Annotated in this window: 18 protein-coding genes and 1 riboswitch; of the genes, 6 read left to right on the forward strand and 12 right to left on the reverse strand. The window is 48.1% G+C overall.

Features of this window, described 5'->3' with window-relative positions:
* Nucleotides 1–96: 96 nt before the first annotated feature.
* Together ACTQ3K_RS05925 and ACTQ3K_RS05930 are read right to left on the reverse strand one after the other, a co-directional pair.
* Nucleotides 97–1566, reverse strand: a complete 1470-nt coding sequence (locus ACTQ3K_RS05925) for an L-fucose/L-arabinose isomerase family protein (protein ID WP_441566364.1) — start codon at nucleotides 1564–1566, stop codon at nucleotides 97–99.
* A gap of 189 nt (nucleotides 1567–1755) precedes the next feature.
* Nucleotides 1756–3468, reverse strand: coding sequence for a dihydroxyacetone kinase family protein (locus ACTQ3K_RS05930; protein WP_441566362.1), 1713 nt, complete (start codon nucleotides 3466–3468; stop codon nucleotides 1756–1758).
* A 345-nt stretch (nucleotides 3469–3813) separates the two neighbouring features.
* On the opposite strand from ACTQ3K_RS05930, the gene ACTQ3K_RS05935 reads away from it, so the two are divergent.
* Together ACTQ3K_RS05935 and ACTQ3K_RS05940 are read left to right on the forward strand one after the other, a co-directional pair.
* Nucleotides 3814–4866: a LacI family DNA-binding transcriptional regulator gene (locus tag ACTQ3K_RS05935; RefSeq protein WP_441566360.1), complete on the forward strand. Its 1053-nt coding sequence runs from the start codon at nucleotides 3814–3816 to the stop codon at nucleotides 4864–4866.
* A 273-nt stretch (nucleotides 4867–5139) separates the two neighbouring features.
* A complete protein-coding gene (locus ACTQ3K_RS05940; RefSeq protein ID WP_441566358.1) occupies nucleotides 5140–5853 on the forward strand; it encodes a LytR/AlgR family response regulator transcription factor in 714 nt (237 codons plus the stop codon).
* Nucleotides 5854–6056: 203 nt separating this feature from the next.
* Here the strand turns inward: ACTQ3K_RS05940 and ACTQ3K_RS05945 are convergent, their stop codons facing one another.
* Nucleotides 6057–6305, reverse strand: a complete 249-nt coding sequence (locus ACTQ3K_RS05945; RefSeq protein ID WP_441566356.1) for a hypothetical protein — start codon at nucleotides 6303–6305, stop codon at nucleotides 6057–6059.
* Nucleotides 6306–6371: 66 nt separating this feature from the next.
* Between ACTQ3K_RS05945 and ACTQ3K_RS05950 the strand changes: the two genes are divergently transcribed.
* Nucleotides 6372–7166: a sensor histidine kinase gene (locus tag ACTQ3K_RS05950; protein WP_441566354.1), complete on the forward strand. Its 795-nt coding sequence runs from the start codon at nucleotides 6372–6374 to the stop codon at nucleotides 7164–7166.
* Between the two features lie 92 nt (nucleotides 7167–7258).
* Here ACTQ3K_RS05950 and ACTQ3K_RS05955 read toward each other — a convergent pair whose 3' ends face one another.
* The 8 genes from ACTQ3K_RS05955 to ACTQ3K_RS05990 all read right to left on the reverse strand — a co-directional run bounded on the left by ACTQ3K_RS05955 (nucleotide 7259) and on the right by ACTQ3K_RS05990 (nucleotide 15855).
* Nucleotides 7259–7864: an HAD family hydrolase gene (locus tag ACTQ3K_RS05955; protein ID WP_441566352.1), complete on the reverse strand. Its 606-nt coding sequence runs from the start codon at nucleotides 7862–7864 to the stop codon at nucleotides 7259–7261.
* Nucleotides 7865–7924: 60 nt separating this feature from the next.
* Nucleotides 7925–9217, reverse strand: a complete 1293-nt coding sequence (locus tag ACTQ3K_RS05960) for an adenylosuccinate synthase (RefSeq protein ID WP_441566350.1) — start codon at nucleotides 9215–9217, stop codon at nucleotides 7925–7927.
* A gap of 16 nt (nucleotides 9218–9233) precedes the next feature.
* Nucleotides 9234–10664 carry an adenylosuccinate lyase gene (purB, locus tag ACTQ3K_RS05965; protein WP_441566348.1) on the reverse strand — a complete coding sequence of 477 codons (1431 nt, stop codon included), beginning with the start codon at nucleotides 10662–10664 and terminating at the stop codon, nucleotides 9234–9236.
* Nucleotides 10665–10730: 66 nt separating this feature from the next.
* Nucleotides 10731–12179, reverse strand: a complete 1449-nt coding sequence (gene purF, locus ACTQ3K_RS05970; RefSeq protein ID WP_441566346.1) for an amidophosphoribosyltransferase — start codon at nucleotides 12177–12179, stop codon at nucleotides 10731–10733.
* Nucleotides 12180–12458: 279 nt separating this feature from the next.
* Entirely contained in the window at nucleotides 12459–13214 is a 756-nt protein-coding gene (gene dapB / locus ACTQ3K_RS05975) for a 4-hydroxy-tetrahydrodipicolinate reductase (protein ID WP_441566344.1), read from the reverse strand.
* Between the two features lie 30 nt (nucleotides 13215–13244).
* A complete protein-coding gene (dapA, locus tag ACTQ3K_RS05980; RefSeq protein ID WP_441566342.1) occupies nucleotides 13245–14135 on the reverse strand; it encodes a 4-hydroxy-tetrahydrodipicolinate synthase in 891 nt (296 codons plus the stop codon).
* A gap of 267 nt (nucleotides 14136–14402) precedes the next feature.
* Nucleotides 14403–14575, reverse strand: a riboswitch (Lysine riboswitch).
* Nucleotides 14576–14643: 68 nt separating this feature from the next.
* The gene (locus tag ACTQ3K_RS05985) at nucleotides 14644–15138 is read right to left on the reverse strand and encodes a cob(I)yrinic acid a,c-diamide adenosyltransferase (protein WP_441566340.1); all 495 of its coding nucleotides are present in this window, start codon (nucleotides 15136–15138) and stop codon (nucleotides 14644–14646) included.
* Nucleotides 15139–15228: 90 nt separating this feature from the next.
* Nucleotides 15229–15855, reverse strand: a complete 627-nt coding sequence (locus ACTQ3K_RS05990; RefSeq protein WP_441566338.1) for a single-stranded DNA-binding protein — start codon at nucleotides 15853–15855, stop codon at nucleotides 15229–15231.
* Nucleotides 15856–16121: 266 nt separating this feature from the next.
* Here ACTQ3K_RS05990 and ACTQ3K_RS05995 point away from each other — a divergent pair, with 266 nt between their 5' ends.
* Genes ACTQ3K_RS05995 through argH form a run of 3 tightly spaced genes read left to right on the forward strand, consistent with a single transcriptional unit; the run spans nucleotide 16122 to nucleotide 21235 of the window.
* Complete coding sequence (locus ACTQ3K_RS05995; protein WP_441566336.1) at nucleotides 16122–17078, forward strand: glycosyltransferase family 2 protein; 957 nt, start codon at nucleotides 16122–16124, stop codon at nucleotides 17076–17078.
* A 6-nt stretch (nucleotides 17079–17084) separates the two neighbouring features.
* Entirely contained in the window at nucleotides 17085–19865 is a 2781-nt protein-coding gene (locus ACTQ3K_RS06000) for a YfhO family protein (RefSeq protein WP_441566334.1), read from the forward strand.
* A complete protein-coding gene (gene argH, locus ACTQ3K_RS06005) occupies nucleotides 19859–21235 on the forward strand; it encodes an argininosuccinate lyase (RefSeq protein ID WP_441566458.1) in 1377 nt (458 codons plus the stop codon). The genes ACTQ3K_RS06000 and argH overlap by 7 nt, the downstream gene beginning before the upstream one ends.
* Before the next feature lie 109 nt (nucleotides 21236–21344).
* Here argH and xylB read toward each other — a convergent pair whose 3' ends face one another.
* Nucleotides 21345–22868 (reverse strand): xylulokinase, encoded by a 1524-nt coding sequence (gene xylB / locus ACTQ3K_RS06010; RefSeq protein ID WP_441566332.1) that lies wholly within the window; start codon nucleotides 22866–22868, stop codon nucleotides 21345–21347.
* Between the last annotated feature and the right edge of the window lie 45 nt (nucleotides 22869–22913).

The following is a 22913-nucleotide window of genomic DNA, read 5'->3' on the forward strand; positions in this document are numbered from 1 at the left end:
CAGAAGATCTATCTTTTAACAGAACAAGTCACTTTTTCATATCCCGGCAGACTGTTTTTCCTTCTCTCACTGTCTGCCGAGAACCTTATTTATTTCTTATGCAAACGGATTTTCACTGGGATACAGCATTCCCTTCGGCTGGTTGAAGCCGATATCCTCTACGCCGAGATAGCGGAACGTATTATACAGTGCTTTTCCAAAATGACCGAATGCAACAGCGCCGTGATGAGGGAAGTTCTTTTCCACTAATACATGACGGTAGAAACGTCCCATCTCCGGAATTGCAAATACGCCGATTCCGCCGAAGGAACAGGTAGGAACAGGAAGTACCTCACCCTCTGCCACATAGGCACGAAGCTTGCTGTCTGCAGTGCTCTGAAGACGATAGAACGTAATCTTTCCGGGAACGATATCTCCTTCCAGAGTTCCCTGTGTAGATTCCTCGGGAAGGGTTCTTGTCATGATCAGCTGATACTTCATCTCACAGGAAACCAGCTTGCCAGCTGCCGTGTTGCCACAGTGGAAGCCCATGAACGTGTCCTTATGGGTATAATCATACCTGCCCTTGATATCCTGCTCATACATATCATCCGGAACAGTATTGTTGATATCCAGAAGGGTTACCGTATCCTGGCTTACCACAGTACCGATGTACTCACTCAGCGCACCGTAAATATCAACCTCACAGGAAACCGGGATTCCTCTTGCAGTCAAACGGCCGTTCACATAGCAGGGAACAAAACCAAACTGTGTCTGGAATGCGGGCCAGCACTTTCCTGCAATAGCAACATACTTTCTGGAGCCCTTATGTGCCTCTACCCAGTCAAGCAGCGTAACTTCATACTGAGCCAGCTTCGGAAGTACCTCGGGCTTCTTATTGCCTTCACCCAGCTCTGCTTCCATCTCTTTTATGATTCCGGGGATACGCTCATCACCGGCATGCTTCTTAAAGGATTCAAACAGATCCAGCTCAGAATTTTCTTCAATTTCAACACCAAGATCATACAGACGCTTGATCGGCGCATTGCATGCCAGAAAATCCTGGGGACGGGGACCAAAGGAAATAATTTTTAAATTTCGAAGACCTACAACCGCACGGGCAACCGGTGCAAACTCATGGATCATATCCGCACACTCATCTGCCGTTCCGACAGGATATTCCGGAATATACGCCTTGATCTCGCGAAGCTTTAAGTTATAGCTTGCATTGAGCATACCGCAGTATGCATCGCCTCGTCCGTCAATAAGATCTGTCTTTGTCTCTTCAGCCGCAGCCACAAACATCACCGGACCGCCGAATTCCTTTGCCAGCAGAGTCTCCGGTGTTTCCGGACCGAAGTTTCCGAGATATACCACCAGTGCATCACACTCATTTTCCTTTAATTCAGACAGTGCCTTCTTCATGTCCACTTCATTCTCAACACAAGTAGGACATTCATAGATAAAACCATACTTCTTTTCGTAGGAAGCCACAACTGCCGCTCTTCTGTTTGCGGACAACGACATCGGAAAGCAGTCTCTGCTTACTGCCACAATTCCAATCTTAATTTCAGGGATATTGTTCATTTTCTTCTCCTCTCTTTTCTAAAAACCCCAGTCATTATGTTCTTTACAAGCTCACCGGTATGAAACGTGCGCCGCCGGGTTCACTATTATTACAAAACAAGCGGCAGGTGAGACTGCCGCTCATTTGCATTTCTATTATACTAATCTTTTCTCAGAATGTCATCAGCAATATCCTGCTTTTCTGCCTGATTAACCAATCGTCTTTTCAAATGCCTTCATGATCAGCATTGCCACAGCAGCTCCGGGATCCTTTAAGCTTCTGGAAGCTTCTCCACGGGTTGCCGCTCTTCCGTGAACCGCAATCATGGTCGTGGTATGCTCAAAGCCCTTTTCTGCAGCTTCTCTTGCTTCTCTGGCAGCGGTCTTTACATCCTTTCCGGCTTCCTTTGCCGCATTCATCGCCTCCACTGCAGGAACCATGCCATCCAGGAAGGTCTTATCGCCGACCTTTGCTTTTCCGAGGCTCATAACACCCTCTGCATACCCCTCAAACAGAGCGGCATACTCTGCCAGTCCGGGCTCTGTGTTTCCGCGCAGCTTCTTTCCGGCCTGCATAAGACCGGAGGACATCAGCGTTCCCATGGTCGAAGGCACCGCGATCGACATGGCTTTACCGGCATTATAAAGAACCTTTCCCGAATCTGCTTCACCGGTTCCGTGAACTGCATCGTATGCGGCAGTAAATCCATCGGACATGGTAAGTCCGAGATCACCGTCACCGACAACACTGTCCAGATCGATCAGGTAATCCTTGTTTTCTGTCATGATCTCGCTGACATTCTTCAGGAATCCAACCAGCGGATTTACATCCTCTGCGTTCTTTTCAACCTTCTTCTCCTCTGCCACGCCTTCCTGCTTTGCCGCCATCTTTACGGTTCCTTCGCTGGAAACGCTTCCCTGCTGGAAGAACGGGGTTTCTGCCGGTTCTGCAATCAGCCGTTCCAGTTCTTCATCCAGCTTCAGGACAGAAATCGATACACCTGCCATTTCCAGAGCCGTTGCATATTCGCCGACATAATATTTTTTTACGGTAATATTTCTTGCTTTCAGAAGCTTGTCGATCTTTCTGGTTACAATATACTGCTCATCCAGCGTCGTTGCACCAAGACCGTTTACCAGAACAGCCACATCACTGCCGTCGATCTCATCGAAGTCCGCCAGGATCTTCTCCATCATTTCTTCTACGATCTGATCCGCAGGCTCCAGCTTTCCGCGGCGGATACCGGTCTCACCGTGGATTCCCATTCCGATCTCCATCTCGTCCTCACCGATGGAAAAGCCGGGATGGCCGACACGGGGAACAATACAGGGAGTCAGCGCAACACCCATGGTCCGGACATTCTGGTTTGCCTTCTCTGCGATTCTCTTTACATCGTCCAGGCTCATCATCTCATTCGCTGCCGCGCCTGCACATTTATATACAAAGAAAATGCCGGCCACGCCTCGGCGAATGCTCTTCTCTCCATCCTCAGGGCGGGGACCGGAGGCCACATCATCGGCTCCAAGGATTGTCTCCACGCGGATTCCGTCTTCAAACTCGGCCATTTCAGCTGCCATATTGAAATTAAAAATATCTCCGTTATAGTTTCCGTAAATATAAAGAACACCAGCGCCGGAATCAATAGCCTTCGTTACTGCCAGCATCTGCTCCGAGCTGGGAGACTGGAATACATCACCGACACAGCAGCCGTCCAGCATGCCTTTTCCAACATAACCTAAGAACAGGGGAAGGTGACCGGAACCGCCGCCGGTTGCAATACCGACTTTTCCCTCTTTCTTATTTGCAGTCACCAGGCAGCGCAGATCATTTCCTACATAGGTAACAAGATCCGGATGTGCCGTATAGATACCTTCCAGCATCTCATCCACATAATTTTCAGGTGCGTTAATGATTTTTTTCATTTCAGAACCTCCGCCTATCCATTTGCTAAATTTTAGTTGTTCGATTTAAAACTTAATTTTATACTAACAAGTTCACCCGTCCTTGTCAAGCAATATTTTCGGCATTTTATATTGTTTCTTTTTTGTTCATAAAATGTTTTTATATATTTCTCCCATGTTTTTTCTGTCGTTTTTCATATTTTTATTTTATGGACTAAATTTTAGCATTGATTTTAAGTTCAGATTATGTTACAATAAGAACACGATATTGGGAACAAACGATCTTTTGTCCCTGATATCGAAGCATATCGGAGAATGCGTTTTATAATTATGGATTATGATTTTTGAGATGGGAGAGTTTTTATAATGAAAGGAAAAAAACCATTACAGGAGATCGCGGCAGAGTTGGGAATCTCACCGGCTGCAATTTCTTTTGTTCTGAATAATAAAAAAGGAGTCAGCGATGCAACCCGCGCAGAGGCTGCCGCGCTTCTGGAGCATTACGGCTACACTATAAAAAGGGGAACTGCGGAAGCCAATGAGGGAAAAGTCCTTCGTCAGGAACGGAGCATCCGTTTCCTGAAATATAAAAATTCTGCGATTCTTGTGGAGGAAAACGGGAATTTTGTTTCTTCGATCATTGATTCCCTGGAAGCAGAATGCCGCCGTCTGGGCTATAAGCTGGTGATTACTTCCTTTGGACCGGAAAACCGGGATGAAATTTATCCTATGGTCTTTACCGATCCCATGGACGGGATCATCGTTCTTGGCACGGAGCTGGAAAGCTGCGATCTGCCGTTTTTTGAAAATCTACCGGTCCCGGTGATCCTGGTGGACACCCCCGCCCACGGTCACTCTTTAAACTGTGTGACAATGAATAATGAAGAAATCGCCGAAAAGGCCGTCGATTATTTTTACCGCCTCGGTCATCGAAAAATCGGCTATCTCCACAGCTCCATGAATACCGGGAACTTCCGTGCCCGTATGCAGGGCTACTTAAATGCCTTAAACCGTCTGGGGCTGGAACAGCCGGAAAACGGAATCTACGAACTCACTCCCTCCATGGCCGGCTCCTATAAAGAAATGTCCAAGCTTCTGGAAGACGGAACGGAACTCCCCCCTGCCCTGTTGGCTGACAACGATATGATCGCGCTGGGCTGTAGCCGTGCCTTGAAGGACCAGGGATGCCAGCTTCCTGATGACTGCTCGATTGTCGGAATTGATGATATTTCATTCAGTTCCATCTGTTCCCCGCCATTAACTTCGGTTCGGATTCCATGTAAGGATCTCGGTGCTCAGGCCATCCAGCTTCTTCATTATAAGCTGGAACATCCGGACACCGCCCCTACCAAGATCCTTCTGGACGGTGAACTGATTGTCCGCGGAAGTGCCGCTGTTCCGGCCGCTTCCAATAACTAAATGCTGATGTCTTTCATGTAACAGGAATTCTTCGGAATCTCCTGTTGCATGAACAGATTCGTTGCAGTGTTTTTTCTAATATATTCTCAATACAGTTCTTACCGTCACAGTACCTCTGTTTTTCCCATTTCTGATCTCCTGCACACGCGCGAAATGCTTTTTTTCTGGTGTGAACCGTTCTTCCCGGTCATTGCAAAGAATTATGATCTATACTAAAATAAAAAGGATAACGATACTTTAATTCAAAAATCATGAAACAACGAGGAGGATTTTATGCTTCGGATTGCAATCTGTGATGACAGCCAGGACTTTTTACCGCAGACTGCCGGAATGGTCCGTCAATGGTCGGAACAGTGCCGGATTCCAATTCAGCTTTTTCTTTATAAAAATGGAGATGAATTGCTCTCTGCCGCTTTTTCATCCCCTATGGATATCGTATTTCTTGACATTATCATGCCACTTCTAAATGGCATGGACACAGCCAGAGAACTTCGCCAGCATGATACCTCTGTGAGGATCATCTTCCTGACCTCTTCCCCGGAATTTGCGCTGGAATCCTATGAGGTTCATGCTCAGGGCTATTTATTGAAGCCGGTTACTTATGAAAAGCTTCAGAAAGAGCTGGACGAGTGTGCCCACAGCTTTCAGCTTGAGCCTAAAAATATGGTCGTAAAAACACCGTTTGGCTATCAGAAACTGTACTTCCATGAAATTGAATATGCGGAAGCTCAGAATAAACGCGTATTTTTTTATCTTCGGAACGGAAGCTCCGTGGAGACTATGGATCCTCTGTATTCTTTTAAAGAAAGTCTTAACAATCAGAACGGTTTCTTCAAATGCCATAGAAGCTATCTGGTTTATCTCCCCAATGTGGATCACTTTAATACTACAGAAATCACCATGAAATCCGGGCGTCAGATTCCTATTGCAAGAGGTTTCTCAAAATCTCTCAAAGATGCCTATTTTTCGGTTATGTTTCAGGAATAAATTCGAGATCCACCATAAACCAGCCGCATAGAGAGGTATTTTGCCATGGCTGTTACCATTTTAAGTTATCTTCATAATGCAACTACACTGTTGTTCGGAATCTATATTTCTGCTGCCTTTTTAGGAATCCTGATGAACCGGAGAAACATTCTCACTCTCCTTGGATTTTCTGTTTCGATTGGAATCATCTATCTTGTTTCCTATTATTTTCTCGGTACATCTGGGACAAAAAAATATATCCGCTGATCATTCATCTTCCGCTGATACTTTTTCTTACTTTTTTTTATCATTACCGTCTGTCTCTTTCCAGCCTCTCGGTAGTTACCACGTATCTCTGCTGCCAGATCAGCAACTGGATCGGGATTGCGGTACTCGATCTTACCGGCCTGGAATGGACCTACTACAGTGCCCGGATATTCATAACGGTTCTGGTTTTTCTGATCCTGATCCATTTTGTTTCCAGTGCCACTGCCCAGCTTCTGTTAAAGCCTACCCGTGAAATCGTAATCCTGGGCTTTTTGCCTTTTATTTATTATTTGTTTGATTATCTCACTACGGTTTATACCACTCTCATGTATTCCGGCATGGATGTGGTCGTGGAATTTCTGGGCTTTATGATCTGTATTTTTTATCTGCTGTTTCTGCTTCTCTATTTTAAACAGTACGAGGAAAAACGGGAGGCTGAGCAGCGCAGCCAGCTTATGAATATGCAGCAGACACAATCCCAAAAAGAGATTGAGGCGATCCGCCGTTCCGAGTATACTATATCGCTGCTCCGTCATGATATGCGTCATTTTCTCTCCAATCTTTCAGTATTTATCGAGCAGGGAGAACTAGACCGGGCACAGGACTATATTCGTGAGATCATCCGAACTTCTGACCAGACTGCCAGACATCGTTACTGCAAAAATGAGCTGGTCAATATGATCCTTTCCGCCCATGAGCCACAGATCAAAAATTCCGGAATTGATTTTCAATATTCGATCCAGATACCAGAACAGCTTTCTGTTTCCGATGTGGATATGACCGCGATTCTCTCCAATGCATTGGAAAATGCGATTCATGCCACGGTTTCTCTGGCACCGGAAAATCGCCGGATCATACTGAATTTCTATCGGAACAACGATAAACTTCTTCTGTCCATAAAGAATACATTCGCGAAAGCTCCTGTATTTGTGGACGGCATGCCTCAGACAACCGCGACCGGACATGGACTGGGAGCAAAAAGTATTCATTACATAACAAAAAAGCTCCACGGAAACTGCCAGTTCTTCGTTTCCGGAGAATACTTTGTTTTGCAGATCATTTTATAATACCAGGGCAAAGGACTTTCTTAATCATCAAAAGCAGCCCCGCCGGGTCATCAGATCCGGACAGGGCTGTTTTCTCTCACTTCTTTTTTCAATTATAGTTCAATGTCAAAGCTCCGAAGTCCCTCTTCAATCGATTCATATCCGCGAACTTGAACGGTGTTGATTCCAAAGGTTTTTGCCGTCTCCAGATTTTTCGGAAGATCATCAAAAAACACCGCTTCCTCCGGACAGATCTGATACCTGGACAACAGAATCTGATAAATCTCCGGCTCCGGCTTGATATACTGCTCCTGATAGGAAATCACCTGGCCATCGCTGTAACGCAGAAACTCAAAATTAGATAACCGTTCTTCATAAAAGGTTTTCCCGTAATTGGAAAGGATATAGATCTGATATCCCAGCTCCTTCAGCCGCTTTAACAATCCAGGTGCATAGGTATTCTGGCTGACAGCCATTCCCGCCCCGGAATAAACCCGCCGAATCAGCATTTCCTGCTCCGGCGCGCTCTTACAGATCTGCGCAAGCAGCTCCTCATCCGAAAGTCTCCCCCGGTCGATTTCTGCCCAGAGCGGACTTAAAAATAACGTCCGCTCCACAATCCGGTCTTCCTGTTCCGGCAGCGCAAAACTGTCCAGGTAAGCGCGCCAGTTAAAGTCCGCCAGTACATTTCCGATATCAAAAATAATGGTACGAATCATAACCCTTTCTCCATCGGCAGCCTTTCAGCCGTTCTTCTTTCGCAGGTTTTCTGAGATTTCTTAAATTAAAGGCTTTCTCTCAATGATCTCATGTCTTTCGGGACCGTTGGATACCAGAGTGATCGGCACACCAATCTCCTTTTCGATCTCGTTGATATAATTCTTGCAGTTTTCAGGCAGCTCATCATAGTTCTGGATTCCACGAATATTGCACTTCCAGCCGGGCAGCTTCTTGAATACAGGCTTTGCCTTCTCCAGTTCGCTGGTTACAGGGAAATCTTTCTCGACTCTTCCGTCCTCATACTGATAGCCAACGCAAATCGGAATCTCATCCAGATAACCCAGAACATCGAGGACAGTCAGAGCAACCTCGGTTGCTCCCTGAACGCGGCAGCCATAACGGGTTGCCACTGCATCAAACCAGCCGACTCTTCTGGGCCGTCCGGTAGTTGCTCCATACTCGCCGCCGTCACCGCCACGGTCACGAAGCTCCTGCGCCTCATCACCAAAGATCTCGCTCACAAACGCGCCTGCACCGACTGCACTGGAATATGCCTTTACAACTGTGGTGATGTCCTTGATCTCATAGGGCGGAATTCCCGCACCGATGGCACCGTATGCAGCCAGAGTTGAAGAGGAGGTTACCATAGGATAAATACCATGATCCGGATCCTTTAAAGAACCAAGCTGTCCCTCCAGAAGGATCTTCTTTCCGTCTTTCAATGCCTGATGCAGATAAGCAGACACATCGCATACATAAGGTGCGATCATCTCCTTGTATTCCATCAGGGTCGCAAATACTTCTTCCGGAACAAGCGCAGGCTGATCATATAAATGAACCAACATCACATTTTTCAGTGTGCAGACATTCTTTACCTTATCCATAAGCTCATCGGGATCGCCGAACAGCTCGCTTACCTGGAAACCGATCTTTGCATATTTATCGGAATAGAACGGTGCAATTCCGGACTTTGTAGAACCAAAAGATTTTCCTGCAAGTCTTGCTTCCTCGCAGGCGTCCAGAAGCATGTGATACGGCATCATGATCTGTGCCCGGTTGGATACCAGGATCTTCGGTGCCGGAACACCCTTGGACTCCAGATCGTTCAGCTCCTTGATCAGATAGGGAATATTTAAAGCCACACCATTTCCGATGATGCTGGTTGTATGATCATAGAACACACCGGAGGGAAGCAGATGAAGCGCAAATTTTCCATAGTTGTTGATAATGGTATGACCTGCATTGCTTCCGCCCTGGAAACGGATAATAATATCCGATTTTTCTGCCAGCATATCTGTGATCTTACCTTTTCCTTCATCGCCCCAATTGGCGCCAACGATTGCTCTAACCATGATTTTTTCCTCCTGTTTATACATTGATCTCAGCTTTTACACCGAGGATTCCCTTATTTTCTTCCAGAATGGGGGCAATCACTTCTGCAAGGAATTCCTCCACCTGCTCTTTGGATCTTCCCACATAGCGGGACGGCTCCATGGTCTTCTGAAGCTCCTCCAGCGTCATATTGAATGCCGGATCTGCTGCAATCAGCTCCAGCAGGTTGTTATCCTGCCCGTTGACCTTGACATTTTTTCCAGCTTCCATGGAAAGCTCACGGATCCGCTCATGAAGCTCCTGGCGGTCTCCACCTGCTTTCACGGCATCCATCATAATGTTTTCCGTTGCCATGAACGGAAGCTCCGCCATCATGTGCTTTTCGATAACCTTGGGATATACCACCAGTCCGTCCACCACATTAAGATACAGATCCAGGATTCCATCGATTGCCAGGAATCCCTCCGGAATGCTGAGACGCTTGTTTGCCGAGTCATCCAGCGTTCGCTCAAACCACTGGGTCGAAGCCACCAGCATCGGATTCATGGCATCAGAAATCACATAATCTGCCAAAGATGCCATACGCTCGCTCCGCATGGGATTTCTCTTATATGCCATCGCAGAAGAACCGATCTGACTCTTTTCAAATGGCTCCTCCACCTCTTTCAGATGCTGAAGCAGGCGGATATCATTGGAGAACTTATGTGCACTCTGAGCGATTCCAGCCAGTACGTTCAATACCCGGCTGTCCACTTTTCTGGAATAAGTCTGTCCGGATACTGCATAACAGCCGGAGAATCCCATCTTTTCCGCGATCTTCTTATCTACCAGCTTTACCTTTTCCTGGTCGCCGTCAAACAGCTCCAGGAAGCTTGCCTGTGTTCCGGTCGTTCCCTTGGAGCCAAGAAGCTTCATGGTACTCAGCACATAGTCCACATCCTGAAGATCCAGAGTCAGATCCTGAAGCCAGAGCGTGGCACGCTTGCCAACGGTCGTCGGCTGTGCAGGCTGAAAATGAGTAAACGCCAGTGTCGGCTGCGCCTTATATTTATCAGCAAACCTTGCCAGTTCGTCAATAACATTGATCAGCTTCTTTCTTACCAGCTTCAAGGCCTCAGTCATGATAATAATATCGGTATTATCTCCCACATAACAGGAGGTTGCACCAAGATGGATGATTCCCTTTGCTCCAGGACACTGTACACCATAGGCATACACATGGGACATAACATCGTGGCGGACTTCTTTTTCCCGCTTCTTTGCCACCTCATAATTGATATCGTCCTGATGGGCCTTTAACTCATCAATCTGTTCCTGTGTGATCGGCAGGCCCAGCTCATGCTCTGTCTCTGCCAGCGCGATCCACAATCTTCTCCAGGTCCGGAACTTCTTATCCGGCGAGAAAATATACTGCATTTCCTTGCTGGCATAACGTTCCGACAACGGGCTCTGGTATCTATCGTACATAAATTTTTCCTTTCTGATGGTTCTCCGCCGCCTCGGCTTTGGAGTCTCAGGCTATTATGCCCATCATCATCTGTTATATTCTCCCCGGATGTCCTCCGTCGGAGGCTCGATGGGGTAGTTTCCACTGAAGCATGCTGTGCAGATGGGAAGCCCCTCTGCCATCTCAGAAAGCCGATCCAGTTCCAGATAGCCGAGACTGTCTGCACCGATCTCCTTCCGGATCTCATCTATGGTCCGCCCGTGGGCGATCAGCTGATCCTCGGACGGAATATCCGTTCCGAAGTAACAGGGATGTAAAAACGGCGGTGCTGAGATCCGTACATGAACCTCTTTTGCCCCGGCCTCCCGAAGCATCCGGACGATCCGTCCGCAGGTGGTTCCCCGGACAATTGAATCATCGACCATGATGATCCGCTTTCCGTCAACGGATTCCTTTAATACATTTAACTTGACCTGTACACTGGATTCCCGGCTCTTCTGCTTGGGCTTGATAAAGGTACGGCCCACATAACCGTTCTTCACAAATGCGGTTCCATAAGGAATCCCGGATTCCAGGGCATATCCCTGAGCCGCGGCATTTCCGGATTCGGGAACTCCCACGACCAGATCTGCCTCGACCGGATGATCCTTTGCCAGAAACCGGCCTGCGGCAAGCCTTGCATGATACACGCTGACTCCGTCAATCTTCGTATCCGGTCTTGCAAAATAAATATATTCAAAAATACATCTTGCTTCTTTTTCAGGCGGCAGACAGAGACTGGTATCCGAGTAAATCTCGCCCTTTGTGATTGTAACGATCTCTCCCGGTTTTACATCCCGCACAAACTCCGCTCCTACGGTATCAAGAGCACAGGTTTCGGAAGCCAGAATATAAGCATTATCCCGTTTTCCGATGCACAGTGGCTTGAAGCCAAAGGGATCTCTGGCTCCGATCAGCTTTCTCGGACTCATAAGCACCAGAGAATAGGCTCCGATGATCTTCTTCATGGCCTTTCCGACTGCTTCCTCGACGGTCTTTGACTTCACCCTAGCCCGGGCAATATGATAGGCAATCACCTCGGAGTCGATCGTCGTCTGAAAAATCGCACCATCATGGGCCAGCTCCCGCCGAAGCTCCGGTGCATTAACCAGATTGCCGTTATGAGCCAGTGCAAGGGTTCCTTTGATATAATTCAGAACCAGCGGCTGTGCGTTTTCTCTTGTGCTGGATCCGGCAGTCGAATATCTGACATGGCCTACGCCGATATCTCCAAACTGCAATTCCTCCAGGACCTCCGGTGTAAAGACCTCATTGGTCAATCCCATTCCTTTACGAAGCCGGACCACGCCTTTCGGTCCCTCTGTGTCGCTGACAGCGATTCCACAGCTTTCCTGCCCACGATGCTGTAATGCAAGAAGTCCATAGTAGATTGTTGGTGCCACATTATTTCTGTCAAAATCATAGATTCCGAACACACCGCATTCTTCATGCAGCCGATCGGAATCCCTGTATGTCTCATAAGGCTGCTCTGTCATGAAACCACCCTTTCTTTAAAGGCTGTGCATAAAACAACGCCTGTCCACATGCCAACTACCAAAGCAAATTATAATATAACGATATTGATAACGCAACCGCAAAATTGAACAAAACACTAGAAATCACGATTTCCCGGACATTTTTCGATAGGAAACCAAGCCTTTTCCAGAAATAAAGGAGCTTTCCCGCATCGTCATTCCTTCCGGTGACCTGCTGAAAAGCTCCTGCCATGACATTATTATATTTACTATTTTATTAAGGAAGCTTCTCCTTCACACCTACCCGATCACATCACTCATGTCATAAAAACCGGCCGGTTTTCCTGCAAGGAACTTCGCAGCTTCAATTGCACCCTTGGCAAAGATGCCTTTGGAATATGCTGTATGCTTGAACTCAATGACCTCATCGGCTCCGGCAAAAATCACTTCATGCTCGCCGACAATGCTTCCGCCCCGTACTGCACTGATTCCAATTTCGTTTTCGGAACGCTTTGCCCGCTCCTGAGAACGATCATATTTGTAGGTATATCGATGATCCATCGCTTCATTGATGGAATCAGCCAGTGCTAATGCAGTACCACTTGGAGCATCCAGCTTCTGATTGTGATGCTTCTCCACGATCTCAATGTCAAAGCCGGCCGGTGCCAGTGTCTGCGCCGCTTCCTTCAAAAGCTTCAGAAGCATATTGATTCCCAGAGACATATTGGCAGATTTCAGAACTGCCACAGATGCAGACGCCTCTTTCACCTGTTCTAATTGCTCCTCAGAAAGTCCTGTGGTACAAATCACAACCGGTGTCTTTGTTCTCACGCTGTAGGATAATAATCCGTCGATTGCTTTTGCCGAACAGAAATCAATGATCACATCGGCAGAAACTGTACACTCATCCAGTGACTTAAATACCGGATATGTATTCTGGATATGGTCGGAAAGATCAATTCCCGCCACAATCTCGATTCCTTCATCTGCAGCTGCCAGCCCGGTGATCACCTGGCCCATATGACCGTTGCAGCCATGCATAATCGCTTTTACCATCTTTTTTCCCTCTTTTTCTATACGCTGTATTTATGCCAGTGTCAATCCAAAATCAACCATTGCTTTCTTTAATACTTCTTCATGTGCCGGCTCCATGGGAGATAACGGTCCACGAAGCGGTCCGCAGCCCTTACCAAGCAAATTCATGGCAGTTTTTACCGGGATCGGATTTACTTCGCAAAACAGCGCATCGATCAGCGGAAGCGCCCGAAGCTGAATCTGGCGGCTTTCTGCCACATTTCCATCCAGGAAGCTCATAACCATATCATGGGTTTCCTTCGGTGCCACATTGGATAATACAGAGATCACGCCGATTCCTCCCAGCGCCAGGATCGGTACCACCTGATCATCATTTCCGGAGTAGATGTCCATACATCCGTCTGCCAGCTGTGCCAGCTTCGCGATCTGGGAAATGTTTCCGCTGGCCTCCTTAATTCCTATGATGTTGGGAACATTCTTTGCCAGATATACGGCTGTTTCCGGCTGGATATTACAGCCGGTACGACCGGGTACGTTATAAAGAATGATCGGCAGGTTCACTGCCTCTGCAACAGCAGTGAAATGATTAATCAGACCTTTCTGCGTTGCCTTGTTATAGTAAGGAGTTACCTGAAGCAGCGCGTCTGCGCCAAGCTTTTCTGCCTCAACGGACAGATAGACCGCAGTTTCGGTACTGTTGGAACCGGTTCCTGCAATGACCGGAATTCTCTTGTTTACAACCTTGACCGCGTGACCGATCACATCCAGATGCTCTTCATGGCTCAGCGTGGAAGCCTCGCCTGTGGTTCCGCAGATGATGACTGCATCCGTTCCTGCCGCCACCTGCTCCTCCAGGATTTCTGTCAGCTTGTCATAATTTACGCTTCCATCCGCAAAAAAGGGTGTTACAATTGCTACGCCTGCACCTTTAAATACTGCCATTTCCTTTTCCTCCTTATTTTTCATTTTCTTGAGCGCCTGCTGTGTCAGATCTTTTGTTCCGCTGCAGTGCGATCCCCGCGGAGCGTTCCTGTTATATCAATGGATTCTGATACCGGATTGCTCCGCACGATGTGCTCCCGCGATCCTCACGACCCGCGTCAAATGTTCCAGCGTTTGCCTCTGGTATCATTTCCTATAACAAAATAGAGCTGACCGAATGGTCAGCCCTTTCAATTTCAACAGCAGCATAAACATATATGCCGGAAACTTTTAAGTAGCGCTCCATCCGTCGGATGACAGTCATATAGTTCTTCACCATATGCCCAGGAACTTCTATTCAGGTTATCGGTTCCTTCGGCGTTTTTTCCTTTCCTCCGGTTTCTTTCATGCCTGACATGTCCGCCGTTCTACTGATAAAAAACGCAACCTCTACATTTAGTTATTCAATTTGTTACTTTGGTCATCATAACATCATTAACCGGCCTTGTCAACCGGGGATCTGAAAAATCTATCCTTCTTTCATATCCACGGAGTCAATTCTTGTGACCCGGTCCACTAATGGATACAATTCCTCCGGGAATACGATTCCTGTCATAATAATATCTACATCCTCATCCCGTGCCTCCAGAAGCTTTGCAATATCCTCGCTTTCGATGATCCCATGATCCACCAGGCCCAGGATCTCATCCAGGATCAGGACATCACAATCTCTTGTAGAAAGCACCTTTTTTGCGAAATTCACACCGTTCCGCATATTGGCTGCCTCCTCGGATTGTTCCTCCTTGGACAGCTCTGCATAAGGACGATCCAGTTTTTCAAAAGAAAACACCTTGATCTCCGGCTCCAGCCGTCTGCTTATCTCATTTTCTTCGCTTCGGCCCTTCAGGAACTGAATGATCACAATATTCTGGTTCCTCCCCGCAGCTTTTACAGCCAGGCCTATGGCACAGGCACTTTTTCCGCTTCCTTCTCCGCAAAGCACCTGAATCATTCCTTTTTTCATACTTTCCTCCAGGTCGTACTGTCATATTTCCCTACATTTTACCACCGTTCTTCTTAGAATGCAACTCTATTCCCCCCGTATTTTCCTTTGCTATTCAACCCATTCCAGTTTGCTGACCGACACCTCATAAGCAGTCCGTTTTTCACTCTCATTTTCCCCGATCCGCTTTACGTATTCACGGCTCTGGACCCTGCCCCAGACACAGATCCTGCTGCCGACTTCAAAGCCGGACGCATAACGGGCATTTCTGCCCCAGGCGATGCATGGAATGTAATCCGATTTTCCGTAGGGCCGGTTCACCGCCACCAAAAGATCGGCAATCTCCCTTCCCAGCGGTGTCTTCCGATAGACCGGAGCCTTGCATATGTATCCGTCCAGGAAGATCTGATTGGTTTTCGTACAGTCATGAAATTCCTCCAGAAATGCGATCTCCCGCACAAACACCGACAGGATCAGGCGGTTTTTTGTTCCTTCATGGCGGTTATAGGACCGGAACTGCCCGGAAGCCTCCACCAGCATCCCGGTATAATCACCGGTCACATCCAGAAGCCGCTCAGATATTAAAAGCGGGATCACATCGACCTGCTCACTGAGACGGCTGATGGAGATTTCTGTCAGGTAAAATCCCTCCCCAAAAACCTCATGACTGAACGTAAAACCGGAAATGATCTCTCCGATCACCGTAACCTTGTTGTTTTCCATAATTTTCTCTGACATTCGTATTTCTCCTTTCACACTGCTTCGTCTTTCTGACTGCTCAGGAATATCTGTTCCACGTTCCTGCAGAACAAAGATATCCGCTCATTCAGGCTAATATTATGTGTATTCGTTTCTTCCGTTTTTTATACATAAAATTTTCAATTTTTCTTCATTTACTTTTAGAGATGGGTATACTACAATAGAGGTTAGTGTCGGTTCAGAAACTGATGGTACAAAAGCCGCCGGTCCCGGCGGAAGAATCTGTTTAAGAATGAGGCCTTTATATGAAAACCGTTGATATTGTTGTGCCCTGCTATAACGAGGAAGAAGTACTTGAAACCTTTTACCAGGTGACGGACGGCATCGTTTCCGCCATGGCAGGCTATTCGTTTACTTATATATTGGTTGATGATGGAAGCCGCGATTCCACGCTCACTAAGATGAAAGAGCTGGCGGCCGCCCATGACAACGTCCGTTATATTTCCTTTTCCAGAAACTTTGGAAAAGAAGCAGCCATGTATGCCGGGCTTTCTCATACCACCGGCGATCTGGTCATTGTCATGGATGCTGATCTCCAGCACCCGCCTGCAATGATCCCGGAAATGATGAAGGGGATCGAAGAGGGGTATGACTGTGCTGCCGCAAGACGTACCACCCGCGCCGGGGAATCAAAAATCCGAAGTGCCTTTTCCAACCTGTTTTACAGGCTGAGCAACCACATGACCGATGTAAAAATGCCGCAGGCTGCGGTAGATTTCCGGATCATGACACGCCAGATGGTCGATTCCATTTTAAAGCTTTCGGAAGTGGAACGGTTTTCCAAGGGGATCTTCGCCTGGGTCGGCTTCGATACGAAGTGGTATCCCTACGAAAATGTGGAACGGACCATGGGCACCACCAAATGGAGCTTCCGCGGACTGTTCAAATACGCCATAGACGGAATCACCTCCTTTTCCATCGCTCCGCTGCGCCTGGTTTCTGGCGTCGGTTTCGTGATCTCCATCGTGGCATTTATCTATATTCTGATCACATTGATCCAGACACTGATCTTTGGAATTGATGTTCCGGGCTATGTCACGACCTTATGTGCCGTTCTGTTCCTCGGCGGAATTATTGAGCTTTCCATTGGAATCCTCGGCGAATACATCGCCCATATTTACATGGAAGCCAAGGATCGTCCCATCTACATTGTAAAACAGACCAATCTTGATCTGCACGAGTCCGAAAAGAAAGGGAAATGATTTTTTATGAAACAGCTTCGCACCCGTAAAAAAACAACACTCCTGGAGAAAGCTCCCTTTCTCCTTTCCTTTTTTATCCCGGTCCTTATTATGATCGGGATCTTTGTCCAGCGGGGGATCTTTCCCTTCGGCGACAACAGCTTTCTCCGGACGGATATGTACCACCAGTATGCACCGTTCATGAATGAATTCATGGAGAAGCTGAAGCATGGAGGCTCCCTGCTCTATTCCTGGAACATCGGAATGGGGTCCAACTTTGCTCCGCTCTATGCCTACTATCTGGCAAGTCCGGTAAACTGGCTGGTATTTCTGGTTCCCCAGAGCCTGCTGATCGAGTTTATGACTTACCTGATCGTCATAAAGATCGGCCTTTCCGGACTGGCATTTTCCTGGTATTTGAGCCGACGCTTCAAGACAAGAGATCTCGGGATCGCGTTCTTTGCCATCTTTTATGCCCTGTCTGCCTATATGGCAGCTTACAGCTGGAATATCATGTGGCTGGACTGCCTGATCCTGGCTCCCATCGTCATGCTGGGTCTGGAACAGCTTGTCAAGGAAGATAAATGTCTGCTTTACTGCCTGTCCCTGGCTCTTTCCATTATCACCAACTATTACATTTCCATTATGATGTGTATTTTCATGGTGATTTATTTTATCGCACTGATGGTCATGGAGCGGGATCACAGCGGTTTCTTTAAGAAATGTGTTAACTTTGCCATCTATTCGCTGTTATCCGGCGGTCTCGCCGCATTCCTGCTGATTCCGGTTCTGTTCGCCCTGAAGCTGACAGCCTCCGGCGACGTAAGTATCCCCAAGACGCTTACTTCCTATTTCTCCTGTTTTGAAATGCTGGCGCGTCACTTTGTCAATGTGGAAACAGAGACCGGGCTGGATCACTGGCCCAACATCTACTGCGGCGTGGCAGTTCTTCTGCTGTTTCCGCTCTATATGATGAACAGGGAAATCCCCAAACGGGAAAAGATCGTGAAGGGGATCCTGCTGTTCGTTATGCTTCTCGGATTTTCCCTGAACATTCCGAACTTTATCTGGCATGGATTCCATTTTCCCAACAGTCTTCCGGCCCGCCAGTCATTCCTTTATATCATTCTTCTGCTTACCATGTGTTATGAGGGATACCGGCATATCCGCGCCAACACTGCGGCACAGCTTACGGGAAGCTTCTGGGGCGTTGTGATCTTTATTTTCCTCTGTGAAGCCATCATCACGGTGGATACCTTTGACTTCAAGGTCTATTATGTGACTCTGGCTCTCGTTGGTCTTTACGCCCTGCTTCTGTATTATCATAAAAACCGAAAAGCCTGGGCCCCCACCCTGGCGATCCTTGCCTTTACCCTGGTAGCTGTGGAAGCCAGCATGGATACGGCTGTCACCAGTGTTTCAACAGTAAACCGTACTGCTTACCTGGAAAATCAGGATTCCTTCCGCCGGCTCTCTGAAGCAATCGACAAAGAAGATGCTTCCTTGTTCCGAATGGAAAAGGTCAGCCGAAAAACAAAGAACGACGCTGCACTGGCCGGTTACCGGTCTGCTTCCCTCTTTTCCTCCACCGCCAATGCGCATTTAAGTGATCTGTATAAGGCTCTGGGACTGGAGGGAAATACCAATGCCTACAGTTTTTCCGGTGCTACTCCGCTGACCTCTGCGATCCTTGGTGTAAAATACACCTTGTCCACCACGCCTCTTGCCAGCGGGCTTTACACGGAAAAGATGACTGACGGAGAGGTAACGCTCTATGAAAACAGGTATTCCCTGCCCATCGGTTTCATGGTTTCCTCTGATTTTGAAAGCCTCTGGGATTATAAGCTGCTGAATCCGGTGGATAACCAGAATTCTCTGGCACAGGCAGCGGGCGCCGATGATATTCTGATGCTTACCGGGGACGGAGCCTCCTCCACGGGGAAATATACCATCAGTATCTCCGGGAACGGCTTCTATTATGTGGATGTAACAAACACCTCGATCAAGGATGTGTCCGTATCCTCTGCCGGCAATACCAAAAGCTTTTCCAATGTAAACCGCGGATATCTGCTGGATCTCGGATACTATGAGGCCGGTTCTTCCATCACCCTGACCACTGAACAGTCGGAGGAAAACTTCACTGCCAATGTTTACCGGCTGGATCTGGATGCATTACAGACCTGTATCAAAAACCTGGGCAGTGAACCGTTCACCGTAGACAGCTATTCCGACACCACTGTAACCGGACGGGTAACCGCCTCCGAAAGCGGTCTGTTATACACCTCCATTCCCTATGAGACCGGCTGGACTGTCAAGGTAGACGGCATCGAAGTGGAGCCGCAGACCATTGCAGACACCATGCTTGCAATCCCTGTAAGCGCCGGCTCTCATTCCGTGGAACTGACCTACTGCCCCGATGGCATGGGACTTGGAATCCTGATTTCTGTGGTTTCCCTGATTCTTCTGATCCTTCTGGTCCTGAGCACAAGGGCTTACCACAAGCATCAGCTGGCGCTCTCTGCGCAGGATCAGGAACTGTCTGAAAATCAGCGCTCGGCAGAAGCAGAACGGCGGGCGGCCCTCCGGGGAACAAAGCGGGTACTGATAAAGCAGCCGGAAATCCCCGGTAAAAGCACAGCCTCTGACGGCTCCGGCTCTGAATCGACTTCTAATAAACAGCCTGATTCGGAAACGCAGTCCACAAACACAAACAATGTTATCACCACGGAACAGCCTTCTGAAACCATTACAGATAAAACAGAAACTCAGATAAATGAAACAGCAGAAAGTGAGGAACAGGAATCATGAAATTATGGGGAGGACGCTTCACAAAAGAAGAAAACGCACTGGTAGACCATTTTAACGCTTCGATCTCTTTTGACCAGAGATTTTATAAGCAGGACATCCGCGGCAGCATCGCCCATGTAACCATGCTGGCAAAACAGGGAATTTTAACAGAAGCGGAAATGACGGAGATCCGAAACGGCCTGGAAGGAATCCTGGCTGATGTGGAAGCCGGACGGCTGGAGATTGATCCCACCGCGGAAGATATCCACAGCTTTGTGGAAGCCACACTGATCGAGCGGGTCGGCGATGTGGGAAAGAAGCTGCATACCGGCAGAAGCCGAAACGATCAGGTTGCTCTGGACATGAAGCTTTATATCCGGGACGAAATCGGCGAGCTGGATGCACTCTTAAAGGATCTGCTTACCACGATCCTGCGGATCATTGATGAAAATCTGGAAACTTATATGCCTGGATTCACCCATTTACAGAAGGCTCAGCCTGTCACCGTCGCTCACCACTTTGGTGCTTACTTTGAAATGTTTCTCCGTGACCGGAGCCGTCTGGCAGATATCCGCAAGCGCATGAATACCTGTCCGCTTGGCGCCGGTGCACTCGCCGGAACTACCTATCCTCTGGATCGGGAATATACCGCATCTCTTCTGGATTTTGACTGTGCAACCAGAAACAGTATGGATTCTGTTTCCGACCGTGACTATCTGATCGAGCTCTGCAGTGCCATGGCAACCATCATGATGCATCTGAGCCGTTTCTCAGAAGAGATCATTCTCTGGAACTCCAACGAGTACCAGTTTGTAGAACTGGACGATGCTTACAGCACCGGAAGTTCTATTATGCCTCAGAAAAAGAATCCGGATATTGCCGAGCTGGTCCGCGGAAAGACCGGCCGTGTCTACGGCGCTCTGACCTCAATCCTGACAACCATGAAGGGCATCCCGCTGGCATACAATAAAGATATGCAGGAGGACAAGGAAATGGTATTTGACTCCATCGATACCACAAAGGGCTGCATCGCCCTGTTCACCGGCATGATCGATACCATGCGCTTCCATAAGGATATTATGAAAAAGAGTGCCATGAACGGCTTTACCAACGCCACCGATGCCGCAGATTACCTGGTAAACCATGGGGTTCCGTTCCGTGATGCTCATGGAATCGTCGGTCAGCTGGTTCTGTTCTGCCTGGATAAGGGAATTTCTCTGGATGATATGACTCTGGAAGAATACAAGGCCATCAGCCCCGTATTTGAATCTGATATTTATGACGCGATCAGCTTAAAGACCTGTGTAGAAAAACGGACGACCATCGGTGCTCCCGGCCCCTCGGTCATGAAGCAGGCCGCCGAGCAGTATCATAAACTGTTAGAAAATTAGAATTGTATACGAACGTTTATCATTTGGGGATTCCCGCAAACGGGAATCCCCTTTTTATTTCAGCAGAGAATCCTGCAGGCAGGATTCTTTTTAATCATCCATCCGACAATTACAGCTTTGCCAGTTCCTTGTACTGATCCTTCAGGCAGGTGTAAAGGTTCTTATAGATCTTATGATATTCCTCATACTTTGCGGTATGCTCCGGAATGGGATCACAGGACTTGTCCGTATGGATCATCTTCTCGCAGGCAGCCTCTACGCTGTCATAGATTCCGGCGCCCACACCGGCCAGGATTGCCACGCCAAGAGCCGGACCCTCCTTCGCCGCAACGGTCTTTACGGTACAGCCATACATATCTGCAAGCATCTGGCGCCACACGGCACTTCTTCCGCCGCCTCCGCAGGCCATCATGTCATCAACCTCCACGCCCATTTCTTTCAGAATGTCATTGCAGTCCTTCATGGAATAGGATACACCCTCCATCACGGCACGAAGCATATGCTTTCTGGTATGGATCGCGGAAAGGCCAAAGAACACACCTCTGCAGTCCGGATCCAGATGCGGAGTCCGCTCTCCCATCAGATACGGCAGATAGATCAGACGATCTGCTCCCAGCGATACGCTCTCCACATCGCGGTTGATATAATCGTAGGCGTCACAGCCCTCTTCTTTTGCCTTTTCCATGTAGTCCTGGCAGAAATTATTGCGGAACCACTGAAGAGAAAGGCCTGCCCCCTGGGTAACGCCCATAACATGCCAACAGCCGGGCACCGCGCAGCAGAAGGTATGAACTCTTCCCTTGGGATCAATGGTGACATTTTTGCTGTGGGCAAACACAACGCCGCTGGTTCCGATGGTCGTAAAGGCACGTCCGTCTTTCACAACACCGGTTCCTACCGCTGCCGCCGCATTATCTCCGGCACCTCCGACTACCACCGTTTTTTCGGAAAGTCCGGTCACTGCCGCGATCTCAGGCAGAATCGTTCCGGTCACCTCCGGGGACTCATAAACCTTTGCCAGCATACGCTTATCAATATCCAGCTTTTCCAGCACCTCGTCGGACCAGCAGCGGTTCGGCACATCCAGAAGCTGCATACCGGACGCATCAGACACCTCGGTTGCATACTCTCCCGTCAGGATCAGACGTACATAATCCTTGGGCAGCAGGATATGACGGCACTTCGCATAGTTTTCCGGCTCATGATTTCTCACCCAGAGAATCTTGGAGGCCGTAAAACCGGTCAGCGCCGGGTTCGCTGTAATCTCAATCAGACGCTCTTTTCCGACCTTTTCTGTAATTTCCTCACATTCCTTTGCGGTTCTCTGATCACACCAGATGATTGAAGGACGGATCACTTCGTTGTTTTCATCTAACATCACAAGGCCGTGCATCTGGCCGGAAATACCGATTCCCTTGATCTCATCCTTATCAACACCGGATTCCTTCACCACTCTGGTGATGGTTTCCAGCGCAGCCTCTCTCCAGTCTTCCGGCTTCTGCTCTGCCCAGCCGTTCTGAGGCTGATACATGGGATATTCCCTTGATGCGGAAGCGATCACTGTTCCGTTTTCATCAAACAGGACTGTCTTCGTTGCAGAGGTTCCAAGATCAATTCCGATTAAATAATTCATTCGTTTCCTCCCTATCTTTATCTTTCAGGCCCGCAGGCTCATTTG

This window comes from Candidatus Paralachnospira sp. LCP21S3_A2 (assembly GCF_052118925.1).
GTDB lineage: Bacteria > Bacillota > Clostridia > Lachnospirales > Lachnospiraceae > Lientehia.